Genomic DNA, 13,950 nt, shown 5'->3' with positions numbered 1-13,950 from the left:
CGATCGAGCCAACATCCGAGAATAGGAAGTAGAAAATGGCAGACCCAACCACCGCGTCCATCATCCAGGGCGCCCTCATCGGCGGCGGCATCATCATGGCCGGCGGCGCCATCGGCGCGGGCATCGGCGACGGCCTGGCCGGCGCGGCGCTGATCAATGGTGTCACCCGGCAGCCCGAGGCCGAGAGCCGGTTGCGCGGCATCTTCTTCCTGACCGTCGGTCTGGTCGAGGCGGCCTACTTCATCAACCTAGCCTTCATGGCGCTTTTCGTATTCGCGACTCCCGGCAAGTAACCGGGCATGTCTCCGAGAACCGATGTAGTTGCCGCGGAGAACTTCCTTATCCCCAACGGCACCTTCTTCGTCGAGTTGCTGATCTTCCTGATCGTGCTCGGCGTCATCTGGTTCTTCGTCGTTCCACCGATCCGCAAGGTGCTGGAGGAACGCGAAGAGCGGGCCGCAGAGACCATGGCGACGACCAAAGAGGCGAGGCAGTTGTTCGCCGAGGCCGAAGCCAAGCATCAAGCGGCACTGGAGAAGGCGCGGTCGGAAGCGGCCGCGATCCGGAGCAAGGCGCGCGCCGAGGGCCGGGAAATTCTCGAGGAAATGCGCGGGCAGGCGCAGCAGGAGGCCAACGGCATTGTCGCGGAGGCCGAGGCGCAATTGCGGGCGCAAGCGGATCAGATCGCCGCGGAGTTGCGTGAGACGGTCGAGCCACTCGCTCGGTCGCTGGCCGACCGCGTGGTCGGTGTCGATGATGAGCGGCGGGCCCAAACAAGCCGAGGCCAGCAGACAGGACGGGCGTCGTCATGACTCCTAGCAGCGACATCCTTGCCGCAGGTATCTACCAGATCCATTTCGAGTGGCAGGTGTTCTTCAGCCAGCTGTTCGGCTTCGCGGTCATTATCTGGGTCTTCGGCAAATATCTTGTGCCGATTGTCAAAAGGATGATGGCCAAGGCGCAGGGCGACATTCGGAAACAGATCGAGGAGAACGAGCAGGCGGCGGTCCGGCTCAGCAAGGCCAAGCAGGTGTACGACGAGGGCCTGGCCGAGGCGAAAGCCGAACTCGCCCAACTGCTCGAGGACGCGCACGCCGACGCCGACGCCATCGTGGTGAAGATGCGGGAGACCGCCGCCGCCGAGGTCGAACGGGTCGGCAAGCAGGGCCGCGACCAGATCGAGCTGATGCGCAGGCAGCTGATCCGCGACCTCAAGGCCGATTTCACCAAGCAGGTCATGACGCACACCACCGAGAGTGTGCGCGAACAGGTCCAATCGCCGCAGATCAAGTCCGACGCCGTCGAACGGTTCCTGGACGACCTGCAGGCGATGGCGAACACCGGCTCGTCCGGCCGGACGCACACGCAGTCCCAGTGGAACTGACAACCCATCTCTGACGGACCCGAGCCCCACTCGCCGCACTCGAGCGGGGCCCTCCGGCAAGAAAATCGCTCGGCTTCTCGCGGCTGCGGTCATTATGCTGGCGCTTGTTCGAATACTGCCATGCCGTTATGGATCGGAGTTCACTAATGACGGAGGCAACGCCCACCCTTTACGAATGGGCCGGTGGCACAGCGGCTTTCGAGGCGCTCACCGAGGTTTTCTACCGCGAGGTCCTGAAGGACGAGCTGGTCGGCCCGCTGTTCGCCGGCATGGATCCGGGACATCCGAAATACGTCGCGATGTGGCTGGCCGAAGTCTTTCGCGGCCCCGAGACCTACAGCACCGAGCGCGGCGGCTACGCGCACATGGTCCGCCAGCACCTCGGCAAGGCGATCACCGAACCGCAACGCCGCCGGTGGGTGAACCTGCTCATGGACGCCGCCGACGAGGTGGGCATGCCCGACGACCCGGAGTTCCGCTCCGCCTTCTTCGCCTACATCGAGTGGGGCACCCGCCTCGCCCATTCGAACTCCCAGCCCGATGCCAAGCCACCCCTGAAAGCGCCGATGCCGCATTGGGGTTGGGGCGAGGCGCCGCCCTACCGGCCCTGAGTCAGCTGAAGTAATCCTTGAACAGGATCTCGCTGACCTTGGTGACCGTCTCCTTGCCGACCTGATAGCCGTCGGCGACCACCTGGGTGTTGTTCATGATGGCGACGGTGAATTGCTCACGCGGCCCGACGAATCCGACCGAGTTCATCAGCCACGAGCCGTCGTCGTTGTCGTCGGACCAGCCGTTCTTGTTCCCCGGCGCCGCCTTGGCGCCCGCGCCCCAGACACCCCACTGCTGGTTGGTGTCGAGCGAGTCGCCGCCGTCCACCGAACGCATCTCGCCGACGAGGTAGTCGCGGTGCCGCGCGGGCACCTTCTCCAGGATGAAGTCGATGAGTTGCTCGAGGTCGTTGGCGGTGGCCTGGATCCAGCCCCAGGTATCCGGGTGCCCGTCGGCGAACTTGATGCCCGCCATGCCGAACGACCGGAACCGCGGCGCGAACGACTTCTCGCCGCCGTAGCGCTCCCACAGAGTTGTCGCGGCATCGTTGTCGCTGGCGTGCAGCATCTGGTGCATCAGCTCGCGGTCCTCGGCGCCCAGCGTGATCGAGCCGAGGTCGTCGCGCAGCAGCAGGTCCACCGCCATCGCCAGCTTCGGCGTGGAGCAGGCCCAGATCGGGGTCGCCGCATTCGCATTGCGCCACACCGCACCGGTGCGGCGGTCGCGCACCACGATGCCGGTGAACCCGGGACGGCTTTTCACGTAGGCCTCGGCCTGGGTGATCCGCGATTTGAACGCGGCATCGAAACCGCGCGATGATCCGCTCTCCTCGCGCGCCGGACCCGTCGGCGCCGGCGCCGCGTGCTCGGCGCCGCGCGGCTCGTACATCAGCGCGGCCGCGACCAGTGACCCGGCGACCAGCAGACCGGATAGCACTAGGGGCACCCTCGATTTCCGCATGAACGTCCATCCCTCGCTGGGTCGCTAGACGGGCTGTGTCGCTAGACAGAAGATGCAGGTCACCGGTATTTCTCAACGCTCTGCATCTTTTCCCAGCAGACCACGCCGGAGCAACCCGACACTCAGGGCGGCGGCAAATCGCAACTGGCGTGTCGGTGCCCCCGACACTGGGGGCACTAGGTTTACTCCGCCTCGAATTAAGTGAAACTCAGTAACACACACCGAAATTGACCCGATGACTAATTAGTCGACGCAGGTTCGTGGATGGAGGACCGCGATCGTGTTTCGGGCGACCGGGGCAGTTGCGAAGACGCCGCACTACGGAGAACTACAGACTGACCACACCGATTCCGGGGGTTCAATGAACGTCAAGTCATGGGCTTTTGCCGCACTGGCCGCCAGCGTCGTCCTCGGCGCGAGCGGCTGCGGTTCCAGCAGCCCAGAGCCGCAGGCGACCAGGACGCCGATTCCGTCGGCCGCACCCGCATCGCCCGGCACGCCGGGTAACGCGCCAGGTCCGGCGCAGCCGGGCAACACCGATCAGCCGACCAATCCGCCGCAGGCGCAACCGAATGCACCCGAGACGAACGAGGCGCCACCGTCGGCGAGCGTGCCGGTCGATCAGAAGGAACCCGCACCCGCCCCGCCGCCGGCCTCGAACCAAGGGCCCTACGGCAGCGGACACGGGTTGTGCTTCGACCTGAACTCCGAACTCGCCCACAACGCGGTAGGCCGGTTGGCGCCGAACGCCGGCGGCTACCCGTGGACCATCGTGGAAGCGAGCACCGATCCGATCTCTGCCGGCTGCTCCGGCTTGCTGTCCTACCTGGTGGTGAACTGGGACGGCAGCCATCCCGGATACCACGTCCTGTACTTCACCGACGGCAAGTACCTGGGGACGGCGACATCCAAGTACTACAGCTACACCACGGTGCTCGGTAAGACCAGGAACACCGTTTCGCTGCAGTACCGTTGGGCCAAGCCCGAGGACGCGCTGTGCTGCCCGTCCGGCGGACCGACCAACGTGACGTTCACCTTGAACGGCACCACCGTCACGGCACAGGGACAGTTCCCGCCGAACCCGGACAAGTAACCACAACCGCACCAAGCTTCGCCTGACGTCTGGTTTGTCGTCGTAGTTCGTGGATGGAGGACCACGTTCGTACGTTGGCAGACCGGTCAGTGGCGAGGACATCGCAATACCGATCCAGCTACCGACCACACCGATTCCGGGGGTTCGAATGAACATCAAATCATGGGCTTTCGCCGCACTGGCCGCCAGCGTCGTCCTCGGCGCGACCGGCTGCGGTACCAACTCGACACCGCAGGCCAGGACGCCGATCCCGTCGGCCGCAGCGCCGGGCCAGTCCGCCGATTCAGCACCAGCCACCATCGCGCCGCCACCGGCGAGCGTGCCGGTCGACCAGAAGGAGCCCGCGACTTCCCCGCAGAACGCCGACCAGGGCCCCAACGGCAGCGGTCACGGCTTGTGCTTCGACGTGAATTCGGAGCTGGCCCACAACGCAATCCAGCGGCTGGCACCGCCCCCGGTGGGCAGCCACGCGGAATGGGAGGTCGTCGGCAGCGGCACCGAACCCATCTCCAGCGGCTGCTCCGGCGTCCTGTCCTACCTGACGGTCGAATGGCAGGGCATCCACCCCGCCACCCACATCCTGTTCTTCGCCAACGGAACCTGGCTCGGCACCGCCACCTCGAAGCCCTACAGCTACACCCAGGTCCAGGACCGAACCAGAAGCACCCTCAACGTGCAGTACCGATGGGCCACCCCCCAGGACGCCCTCTGCTGCCCCTCAGGCGGACCAAGCACCGTCACCTACACCCTGAACGGAACCACAGTCCAGGCCCATGGCCAGTTCCCACCCGACAACTGACCCCACGATCCTGACCGCCCCACCGGCGGTCAGGACATCCACCCACCAGCTCTTATCCAAAGCGCTTGGGACACAACCACAACCCGATGCTGTTCCCCGGAACGCGACTCAACGCACCTGCCCCGCCGCACGCCCACAGTGACAGCCCCACACCCCCGGCACCGGGCACCGGGCACCGGGCACCGGGCACCGGGCACTGGGTGTGAGGTGACACAACGGGTGTACGCCGGTAGCTCGACTACCGCCGGATCCCACGCAGGCCCGACCACCGCCCACTCGCCCTTGTCCAAAGCGCTTGGGACGCAACCACGGCCAGATCACCACGCGAGAACCCGTTCCGTACACCCACTGTGTCAGCCGAACACCGCCTGTACTGGGTGTGAGGCTGACACAGCGGGGGCGCGACAGTAGCTTCACCACCCCCGGGAACCGAGATTCGCTGGTTTTCGAGCTCTCGAAACGCCACCACAGCCAGGTGACCACCTCGGGAACGTGACATCGCGCACCTGACGCACACCTAAAGCCGGGTACGGCACACGACGTGCCCAGCACTACTCACAAGAAAACATGGGATCAGGTCTTCAGCTCACTGGACAGGTCATCGCCTGGAGTCCCTAAGAAGCACTTGCCCGGATAAGTGCACCTTTCCGAGGGGCTGTTTGTGTAGTGGTCCGGGTTGGTATACGCACAGAGAACTCCGGTGGTGTGCTGGCTCAGAGGTTGTCGACTGGTTCATCAGATGACCGGAGTAGTGCTGGGCACGTCAGGTGGGGTACCCGACCTGCTCTTCCGCGGCTTGTGATGGGCAACGCTTGTGTTCCAGCGTGAGGACTGGCTGTGGTCCGGTTGAAAGATGCTCGGGAAAAGCGAGGCGAGTCACGTGGGCGCTGGCGTCATCGAGCAGAGTCAAATGGTCGTTGGGCGTGATCGAGCAGAGTCATATGGTTGCTGGTGAAGATCGTTTAGCGACCATATGACTCTCGACTCGATGGTTAGCCGGTGTTCCTGATGTACAGACACTCCGTACGCCTCACAGCAACGGACGTATAGCGGGTGTGAGGCGTATGGAAAGTCTGTACGGCTGACGGAGGGGTCTGCGGATGCACGGTCAACGGGACCCGGGGTGTGCCGGCGGCGAAATCTGCACTCTGACTTGGGATCTGCACTCGGAATAGGGCCCTATTGCGAGTGCAGGTCCCGAGTGCGAGTGCAGATTTCGAGGGAGCTTGCGGATTTCGGGGGCGGGTTAGGGGCGCTCTGCGGCGGAGCGTAGTAGGGCGAGGTCTCGGCGGAAGGTGTGGGTGAATAGTGGTGCGAGTAGGCGCATTCCGGCTGCACCCGCTAGGCCGAGTGGGGGTTGTAGGCGCTCGGTCCAGTCGAGGCGAGTGCGTCCGTCGGGGCGGGTAGTCAGGTGGATGTCGCCGCGGCCTTTGACCCAACCCAGGTGCAGGATTCCGAGGTGGGCGGGGGTTGATTCGTTCGGCGGATCCCAGATGTCGACGCGGATCTGGTCGCGGGTGGGGATGCCGGCTATTCGGACGGTGGTCGCTACCGTTACGTCGAGGCCGGAACGGTGGGGGGAGGTCACTTCGAAGTCGGAGGCTTCGCGCATCCAGTCGCCCGGTTCTCCCAGTCGGTGAGTAGGTCCCAAAGGCGTTGTGGGGCAGCTGAAATGTCGGTGCTGACGGTGACTACTACGGGGCGCATGGGGATTACCGGCCGATCAAGGCTGCGACGGCTTTGGGGGCGGCTAGCCATTCGCGGATGTTGTTGCGTATCACTGTTGTTCGACGGCAGTCGCAGTAGGCGGTGACTCCGTCGGCGTCGATGCCTTCGGCGCGGCACAGCGCGACGGCTCGTGGCACGTGGCGGTATTGGGTGACGATGATTGCGCGATCGATGCCGAACAGTCGCTTGGCGCGTTCGCAGGTGGCGCGGGTCGATAGACCTTCGCCGTCGGATCGCACGAAGGCCGGATCGATTCCGTGGTCGACGAGATACTTTGTCATCGAGGCGATTTCGTCGCCCGAGGTGCCGGCCGCGTCACCGGATACCAGGATCTCGCGCGCCTTGCCTGCCGCCAGCAGCTCGATCGCGACGTCGAGCCGTCCACGCAGATACGCCATCGGTGCGCCATCCGGGCCGACCTTGGCTCCGGGCACGATCACGACCGGAACCATCGGCGCGGCGCCGAGGCCGAACCGATGACCCGACGACACCATCCACAGCCGGACATTCGAGCCGACCACGACCAGCACCAGTCCCGTCGCCACGACCGCGGTCACCCCGAGCAACCTGCGTGTCCCCGAACCACTCAGCAGCTTCCGATCCCCTACCACAGCAACCTCTTTCCGATCGGTCCAACACAGTGCACGCGTCGACGCGCTATCGCTTGTCCAGGATGGGAACAGGCAGCGGCCGTCGTGGCACCGGCTCGGATACGACGATAGAAGTGGTCGTCTGCCCGAACATGAGGAACCCGTCGAGCACCTCCTCGAGCTCGCCGATTGACGGCCCGTGCACCTTGAGCAGGAAGCAGTCCTCGCCGGTGATGCGGAAGCACTCGACCACCTGCGGCGTGTCCCGTGCCGCCGCAACGACTTTGGGAAGTTGGCCGGGTCCCGGCCGGATGCGCACCAGCGCGGTCACCGGCATGCCGAGGGCGGCCGGGTCGACCTCCATCCGGAAGCCGGTGATCACGCCGAGCCGCTCCAGGCGCTGCACCCGCTCGGTGACCGCGGGCGCCGACATGCCGACGCGGCGGGCGAGTTCGGACATGGACAGTCGCGGATCGTCGTGCAGCTCGTTGAGCAACCGCACATTCACCTCATCTAGCAGGCGCGATCGCTCGGTTAAGGAATCTTGGCCATTTGGCCTTGATTTTCCAGACAACTCACGCCAACTTCCTGGATAGTGCCATTCCGGTCGCGGGTATTTCTTTGGAAGATACTCCGCATGACAAAACCGTCCGGGATCGCGGCAGGGCGACCGGTGCCGCGGGTGCCCGCCTCGGCCTATTTCGGTGTCAGCGCGATCTTTCACTATCTCGGGCCGGCCTTGGCCGTGCTGCTGTTCGCCAGGGTGGACGTGGTCGGTGTGGCCTGGCTCCGGATCGCCAGCGCCGCAGTGGTATTCGCGGTGTGGCGGCGGCCGTGGCGGCTGGTCGGGCGCCTCACCCCGGAGCAGCGGCGGGTGCTGCTCGGCCTCGGCGTGCTGCTCGCGGCCATGAACGCGGCGTTCTACCTGGCCCTCGCGCGGCTGCCACTGGCCACCGTCGGCGCGATCGAATTCTCCGGCATCATCGTGCTGGCCGCGATCGGAATGCGCAACGGCCGCAACGTGATCGCGCTCGTGCTCGCCGTTGCCGGGGTGGTCGCGTTGACCAGCATCCAGTTCGCCGGTCAGGCGCTCGGATTCGCTTTCGCGGTGGTCGACTGCGCACTGTTCATGCTCTACGTGGTCCTCGGCCACCGGATCGCCAATACCGGCCCCGGGATCTCCGGAATCGACCAGATCGGCGTCGCGATGCTGATCGGCGCGATGGCCTCGACGCCGTTCTGCTTCGGCGCCGCCGTTCCGGCTTTCACCAGCCCGGCGTCGCTGCTGGCCGGAGTGGGCGTCGGCATCTGCTCGTCCGTCATCCCCTACGTGACCGACCAACTCGCCATGGCCCGGCTACGCCGGAGCACCTTCGCGCTGATGCTGAGCATCCTGCCCGCCGTCGCCACGGTGATCGGCGTAGTCGTGCTCACCCAGATCCCCACCCTGCGGGAATTGACCGGCATCGCGCTGATCGCCTGCGGCGTCTCGATTCATCAAGAACCACAACACAACAAGGAGAAATGATGGAATACCTCCGCTTGGGCGCCTCCGGCCTCGTCGTGTCCCGGCTCTGCCTCGGCATGATGAGCTACGGCAGTCCCGTCTCGCGAGATTGGATACTCGGCGAGGACGCTGCGGCACCGATCGTCCAGCAGGCCGTCGAGTCGGGAGTGACGTTCTTCGACACCGCGGACATGTACTCCGACGGAGTCAGCGAGCTGGCCACCGGGCGGTTGCTCGCCAAGCTGTTCCCCAGCCGCGACGACTACGTGCTGGCCACCAAGGTCTACTTCCCGATGGGCGCGGGCCCGAACGACAAGGGCTTGTCCCGCAAGCACATCATGGCCGCCATCGACGCCTCGCTCGACCGGCTCGGCGTCGACCACGTCGACCTGTACCAGATCCACCGCTGGGACTACGGAACTCCGATCGAGGAGACCATGAACGCGCTCAACGACGTGGTCGCGGCCGGAAAGGTCAGATACATCGGCGCGTCGAGCATGTACGCCTGGCAGTTCGCCAAGGCACAGCAGGTCGCCGAGGCACACGGCTGGACGAGGTTCGTCTCGATGCAGAATCACTACAACCTCGTCTATCGCGAGGAGGAACGAGAAATGATCCCACTGTGCCGCGACCAGGGCGTCGGCGTCATCCCGTGGAGCCCACTGGCCCGCGGACTGCTGGCCGGCTCGCGCGAGCGCGGCGGCGCGGCGACCACCGTGCGATCCGGCGCCGACCCGATCGCGGACGACATGTACGTCGACGACGACTTCGACGTGGTCGACGCGGTACGCACCGTCGCCGCCGACCGAGGTCTGCCGCCCGCGCAGATCGCCCTGGCCTGGCTACTCGGCCGGCCCGGGGTCACCGCGCCGATCATCGGGGCGACCGACCGGAAGCACCTGGCGGACGCGATCGCCGCGGCGCGGATTCAGCTGAGCGAGGACGAGGTGGCCACGCTGCAGGCGCCGTATCGGCCGCACGCCGTGCTCGGCCACCACTGATCCCGAACGCCGGTGTGGTTATCCGGTCTGAGTCGAGACCTCTTGTGTCACTGCGTCTTCGGGCCCGGTCGGCTTGTCCGCCCGTGACCTGGTGATCGCCACACCGGACAGGCACAGCAGACCGCCGAGCACGGCGAGCGGCCCGGGTACCTCATCGAGCGCGAGCCACGCCATCACAATCACCAAGGCGGGGACGGCATAGGTGGTCACACCCATCTTCCCCGCCGTGGTGCGGGACAGCGCGTAAGCCCAGGTGGTGAACGCCAGGGCGGTGGGGAACACACCCAGGTACACCACGCTCGAGGTCGCGGACAACGGTGCGTCGGCGACCTCGCTGAACAGCTGACCCGCGAACGGCAAGCAGGCGACGGTACCGATGACGCAGCCACCGGTCGTCACCTGCAACGCCGATGCGTGGGCCAGCGCGGGCTTCTGCGCGACAACCGCGACCGCCCAGGCCAGCGCCGCGGTCAAGCACAGGACAACACCCAGCACCGCGGCACTTCCGCCACTCGAATTCGACAGCCCGACCACGACCGCTCCGGCGAACGCCACCGCGATACCAGCGATCAGCCGCGCCGGAAATCCTTCCTTCAGCACCAGCCCGCTCAGCACCGCGATCAAGATGGGACCGATGTTGATCACCATCGCCGCGGTGCCCGCGTCGACATGCTGCTCACCCCAGTTCAACGCCACCATGTACACCCCGAACCACAGCACCCCGGACACCAGGATCCCGGGCCACGCGGCCCGGGCAGGCATGCCCTCACCCCGGATGATCAGGATCAGCACCAGCGCGATGGCCCCGGTCAGCAGCCGCCCCAACGCCAGCGCGCCCGGCGAAAAGTGCTCTCCCGCAGCACGAATGAACACGAAGGCCGAGGCCCACAGCACCACGGTGACCGCGGCCGCGACAACGGCCTTCCGATCGCCCGAGCGAACAACTTGCTCCATCTAGCGAACGCTAGATGACCTACGCCGCGAACTCACGCGGTTTTCGGACACCTCGACTGTCGTGGTCGTCACTTACGGGACCGCGATCGAATAGGCCTGTTCGGCTAGCTTGGAGCGTTGACCGTTCTTGCTGAAATAGACGTCGTAGAACCCGGCGCTGCCCGGCTTGGCGAGCTCGATGGTCGCTCCCGCCGAGGTCTGTGCACGGTCGGCGATCGGCGGATCGAGTGGTGACCAGGTGCGTTGCCTGCTCTGCCAGCGTGTTGTCTGCGCGTCGGTAGGCTTGGTGAAGGCAGGCCAGCGATCGACGGCCAGGGTTGGCCCGTCGAGTGTGTCCCAGCGGAGTTTCAGTGCGCTGGAACAGTTCTCGGGTGACGGGACGGTGGACTGCAGATCGCCCGACGACAGGTCGAGGAAGTAGACGACCGCCACGCTGCACGCCATGTCCCGCAGATAGCTGCTGGGCACCGCGTACTGGGACAGCGCGGCCGACTTGCCGTCGGGACTGAAGACCGCGCTGTAGAAGTACGCCTTCAAGTCGGACAGTGGTCCGTGCGGATGCGTGGTGCCATCGGCATCGATCGTGAAAAGCTGGCATTTGATCGAGTCGTACTGCTGCTCTATCTGATAGCGGTTCAGCAGCAGCCGATCCTCGTGAACGGCCAAGAGATCGATGTGCTCCTGGGTCTGTGGCGCGGGCGTGATCGTGCGCCATGCCGTCGGCTTCGGCTGTGCGGCACCGAGATCCATGCGCATCACGGTGCCCGGCGCTTGCAGCCACACGAGGGTGCTTCCGGTGAGCGGGAGCACCTGACGGCAACCACAGGCGACCCGGACAGGCTCCGTGTGTGCTCCGGTGGCCACCGCCGCGACGAAGGACTCGTCACCGGTGCGCGAATCCTCCTTCCAGAAGGCGAATTTCGCGTCCTTGGTGACGCCGACGTCACGCGTTGTGTCGAAAGATCCTGGCGTTCGGGACAGGGTCGTGGTGCCGTCCGCGACGACCAGTTCGGTGCTTGTCGCGTAAGCGAATACGTCCGTGCGGGGGACGGGTTCGGTCGTGCTCGTCGGCGTGCCCGCGCAACCGGTGGCAACGAGCAGCACCAGCGCCGCGAACGCGACCAGTCGATGTCCGGTCATCTCTGCCTCCTCCGACGGCGGCACAGCCCGACATACGGTCCAGATCAGGGCGCAAGGCCGTCAGACAAAGTCTGTCCGATCACCACGCATCATGGTGGTCGATTCACAGCCAAGGCACGCCCGCACGAAGCAGCACGTTGGCATACGGCCGCGCCTCACCGGTGCGAACGACGAAGCGGCACTGGCCGATCCGCCGTTTGAACTCGTCGTGGTCGAGCAACTCGGCATTCAACCTCGTCAAGATGTCGGCTGCCTCCGAGTTCGCGGCGACTACGTCCGCGCTCCCCCACGCGGCTTCGACGGCGACTTCATCGAGGATCAGCTCCAGCACCGGCGCGAATCGCGGCATGCCGTAACTGATTCCGAGATCGATCACCGGCACACCGGGCGGCACCGGCAGACCCGAGTCGCTGACGGCGAAGGTGTCGGTGTGGCGGAGGGCGACGAGGGCCGACATCAGTTCGGCGTGAATCAATCCACCGGTGCGCAAGGTGCTTCCAATCTGCTTGTGCGGAAAGTCGAGTCGGCGGGCGGCAGCGCGGTGAGCGCCGCGACCACCCGCTCCCGATTGGGATAGGCGGCGTGGGTACCTGACGACTGGACCGACAGCGACGCGGCAGCCGTGGCAAAGGCCACCGCCGCGCTCAGGTCGGCCCCGTCGGCCAGAGCGGTGGACAACGCGCCGACGTAGGCGTCGCCCGCCCCGGTCGAATCCACCGAGTCCACCTGCGGCGCAGGCTGATACGTGACGTCGACGGACTCCGCCGAGCGTCGGGCCAGGATCGACCCGGCGGCACCCAACGTGACCACCACCGACGGCGCGCCCCGCAAACACAGCGACCGCGCGGCGCGACCCGCTTGCTCCCTGGTCGCGGTCGGTGCCCCGCTGATCGTGGCCAACTCGTACTCGTTCACCACGAGCGGATCACACCGGCGCAGCAGTCCATCGTCGAGCTCCACCGCCGGAGCGGCATTGAGGACAAAACGGCGGGCAAGTCCCGCCGCCCAAGTGACCACCGCGAGGGGTATTTCGAGCTGTGCGACAACTACATCCGCCGACGCGAGCAGCTCCGCCTCGGCCAGCACCGCCAGTTCGGCATCGGACTCCCAAACGAAGTTGGCACCGGGATCAACGACGATCTGGTTCTCCCCGGCGGCGACCGTGACGTAGGCCCGACCGGTTCGCACGCCCGGAACCTCCCGCAGCCCACCAGTTTTCACCCCTGCCTCGGCCATCGAATCCAAAAGTCTGACCGCAGCCGAATCACTACCGACCCGCCCGACGAACTGCACCCTCCCGCCCGCCTTCGCCGCAGCGACCGCCTGATTGGCCCCCTTGCCACCCGGATTCGTCCGCGACCCGAGCGCCAGCACGGTCTCCCCCGGTCCGGGCAGCCTGGCCACCTCGCACACCACATCTTGGTTCATCGATCCGATGACCGTGATCCGCCCGGTCACGAGACCTGTTGTTCCACAGCGGGCTTCGCCTCCAGGTTGCCCGGCGCGGCCCCGGTGATCAGCGCGACCAACCGGTCACCGTCGATCTCGCCTACCCGATGCGCCGCCACCGAGCGCCCGCGCCGCAGCACCACCACGTTGTCGCAGATGCGCATCACCTGCGCCAGATCATGACTGATGATCAGCACGGTCACCCCGCGGTCACGCAGACCGCGCACCAGCTTCTCCACCGCCGCGGTCTCCCGCACTCCCAGCGCGGCGGTCGGCTCGTCCATGATCACCATCGACTTGCCCCAGGCGACCGCGCGGGCGATGGCGATACTCTGCCGCTGACCGCCACTCATCCGGCGCACCGTGGTGCGCACCGAGGGCACATCCACGTCGAGGTCCCGCAGGATCTCGCCACTCCTGCTGATCATCGCCTTCCGATTGACGATCTTGATCGGCCACGACGGATAGACGAGTTCCCGGTTCAGGAAAAGGTTCTGCCACACGGTCAGATCGTCGATGAGCGCGAGATCCTGATACACGGTCTCGATGCCCATCTTCCTGGCATCCTCCGGCGAGCCGAGCCGCACCGGCGCGCCGCCGAACAGGATCTCCCCGGAATCGGGTGGGTGCACGCCGGTCAGGCAGCGCACCAGGGTGGACTTGCCCGCCCCGTTGTCACCGACGAGCGCGGTGACCTCCCCTTCCGGAATGGTCAGCGAGACATCGTCGAGCGCACGGACGGAGTCGAACGACTTCGTCAGCCCGCGCGCCTCCAGCATCGGCTTGGTCATGT

At 66.0% G+C, this 13,950-nt stretch carries 17 protein-coding genes; 8 read left to right on the top strand and 9 right to left on the bottom strand.

Annotation, left to right across the window (positions count from 1 at the left end; genetic code table 11):
* The first annotated feature begins 35 nt into the window (after nt 1–35).
* The 4 genes from ACFWF1_RS14365 (at nt 36) to ACFWF1_RS14350 (ending at nt 1,995) form a co-directional block, all read left to right on the top strand.
* The gene (locus ACFWF1_RS14365; protein ID WP_379288191.1) at nt 36–293 is read left to right on the top strand and encodes a F0F1 ATP synthase subunit C; all 258 of its coding nucleotides are present in this window, start codon (nt 36–38) and stop codon (nt 291–293) included.
* 6 nt (nt 294–299) lie between these two features.
* On the top strand, nt 300–812 hold the full coding sequence (locus ACFWF1_RS14360) for a F0F1 ATP synthase subunit B (RefSeq protein ID WP_379288193.1): 513 nt from the start codon (nt 300–302) through the stop codon (nt 810–812).
* Nucleotides 809–1,384 (top strand): hypothetical protein, encoded by a 576-nt coding sequence (locus ACFWF1_RS14355; protein WP_379288195.1) that lies wholly within the window; start codon nt 809–811, stop codon nt 1,382–1,384. The genes ACFWF1_RS14360 and ACFWF1_RS14355 overlap by 4 nt, the downstream gene beginning before the upstream one ends.
* A 146-nt stretch (nt 1,385–1,530) precedes the next feature.
* Nucleotides 1,531–1,995, top strand: a complete 465-nt coding sequence (locus ACFWF1_RS14350; RefSeq protein ID WP_379288197.1) for a group II truncated hemoglobin — start codon at nt 1,531–1,533, stop codon at nt 1,993–1,995.
* A gap of 1 nt (nt 1,996) precedes the next feature.
* Here the strand turns inward: ACFWF1_RS14350 and ACFWF1_RS14345 are convergent, their stop codons facing one another.
* Complete coding sequence (locus ACFWF1_RS14345) at nt 1,997–2,896, bottom strand: serine hydrolase (RefSeq protein ID WP_379288198.1); 900 nt, start codon at nt 2,894–2,896, stop codon at nt 1,997–1,999.
* A 361-nt stretch (nt 2,897–3,257) separates the two neighbouring features.
* Here ACFWF1_RS14345 and ACFWF1_RS14340 point away from each other — a divergent pair, with 361 nt between their 5' ends.
* A complete protein-coding gene (locus ACFWF1_RS14340; protein WP_379288200.1) occupies nt 3,258–3,989 on the top strand; it encodes an LppP/LprE family lipoprotein in 732 nt (243 codons plus the stop codon).
* Between the two features lie 148 nt (nt 3,990–4,137).
* Complete coding sequence (locus ACFWF1_RS14335) at nt 4,138–4,788, top strand: LppP/LprE family lipoprotein (RefSeq protein WP_379288202.1); 651 nt, start codon at nt 4,138–4,140, stop codon at nt 4,786–4,788.
* A 1,246-nt stretch (nt 4,789–6,034) separates the two neighbouring features.
* On the opposite strand, the gene ACFWF1_RS14330 is transcribed toward ACFWF1_RS14335, so the two are convergent.
* The 3 genes from ACFWF1_RS14330 to ACFWF1_RS14320 form a co-directional block, all read right to left on the bottom strand.
* Nucleotides 6,035–6,400, bottom strand: a complete 366-nt coding sequence (locus ACFWF1_RS14330; protein ID WP_379290257.1) for a hypothetical protein — start codon at nt 6,398–6,400, stop codon at nt 6,035–6,037.
* 100 nt (nt 6,401–6,500) lie between these two features.
* A complete protein-coding gene (locus tag ACFWF1_RS14325) occupies nt 6,501–7,127 on the bottom strand; it encodes a vancomycin high temperature exclusion protein (RefSeq protein WP_379290255.1) in 627 nt (208 codons plus the stop codon).
* Nucleotides 7,128–7,173: 46 nt separating this feature from the next.
* The gene (locus ACFWF1_RS14320; protein ID WP_379290253.1) at nt 7,174–7,614 is read right to left on the bottom strand and encodes an Lrp/AsnC family transcriptional regulator; all 441 of its coding nucleotides are present in this window, start codon (nt 7,612–7,614) and stop codon (nt 7,174–7,176) included.
* A gap of 129 nt (nt 7,615–7,743) precedes the next feature.
* Here ACFWF1_RS14320 and ACFWF1_RS14315 point away from each other — a divergent pair, with 129 nt between their 5' ends.
* Nucleotides 7,744–8,634 (top strand): DMT family transporter, encoded by an 891-nt coding sequence (locus ACFWF1_RS14315; protein ID WP_379290251.1) that lies wholly within the window; start codon nt 7,744–7,746, stop codon nt 8,632–8,634.
* Entirely contained in the window at nt 8,634–9,614 is a 981-nt protein-coding gene (locus tag ACFWF1_RS14310; RefSeq protein ID WP_379290249.1) for an aldo/keto reductase, read from the top strand. Before ACFWF1_RS14315 ends, ACFWF1_RS14310 begins: the two co-directional genes overlap by 1 nt.
* A gap of 18 nt (nt 9,615–9,632) precedes the next feature.
* On the opposite strand, the gene ACFWF1_RS14305 is transcribed toward ACFWF1_RS14310, so the two are convergent.
* The 5 genes from ACFWF1_RS14305 to ACFWF1_RS14285 all read right to left on the bottom strand — a co-directional run bounded on the left by ACFWF1_RS14305 (nt 9,633) and on the right by ACFWF1_RS14285 (nt 13,948).
* Entirely contained in the window at nt 9,633–10,568 is a 936-nt protein-coding gene (locus ACFWF1_RS14305) for a DMT family transporter (protein WP_379290248.1), read from the bottom strand.
* A 72-nt stretch (nt 10,569–10,640) separates the two neighbouring features.
* Complete coding sequence (locus ACFWF1_RS14300) at nt 10,641–11,708, bottom strand: hypothetical protein (RefSeq protein WP_379290247.1); 1,068 nt, start codon at nt 11,706–11,708, stop codon at nt 10,641–10,643.
* 103 nt (nt 11,709–11,811) lie between these two features.
* Entirely contained in the window at nt 11,812–12,198 is a 387-nt protein-coding gene (gene rbsD / locus ACFWF1_RS14295; RefSeq protein ID WP_379290245.1) for a D-ribose pyranase, read from the bottom strand.
* A complete protein-coding gene (locus tag ACFWF1_RS14290; RefSeq protein ID WP_379290243.1) occupies nt 12,180–13,166 on the bottom strand; it encodes a ribokinase in 987 nt (328 codons plus the stop codon). Before ACFWF1_RS14290 ends, rbsD begins: the two co-directional genes overlap by 19 nt.
* Nucleotides 13,163–13,948, bottom strand: a complete 786-nt coding sequence (locus ACFWF1_RS14285; RefSeq protein WP_379290241.1) for an ATP-binding cassette domain-containing protein — start codon at nt 13,946–13,948, stop codon at nt 13,163–13,165. The genes ACFWF1_RS14290 and ACFWF1_RS14285 overlap by 4 nt, the downstream gene beginning before the upstream one ends.
* Between the last annotated feature and the right edge of the window lie 2 nt (nt 13,949–13,950).

Source organism: Nocardia sp. NPDC060255, from assembly GCF_042727395.1.
In the GTDB taxonomy this organism is placed as follows: Bacteria; Actinomycetota; Actinomycetes; order Mycobacteriales; family Mycobacteriaceae; genus Nocardia.
The sequence above is the reverse complement of the archived record's forward strand: the minus strand, read 5'-3'. Positions and strand labels throughout refer to the sequence as shown.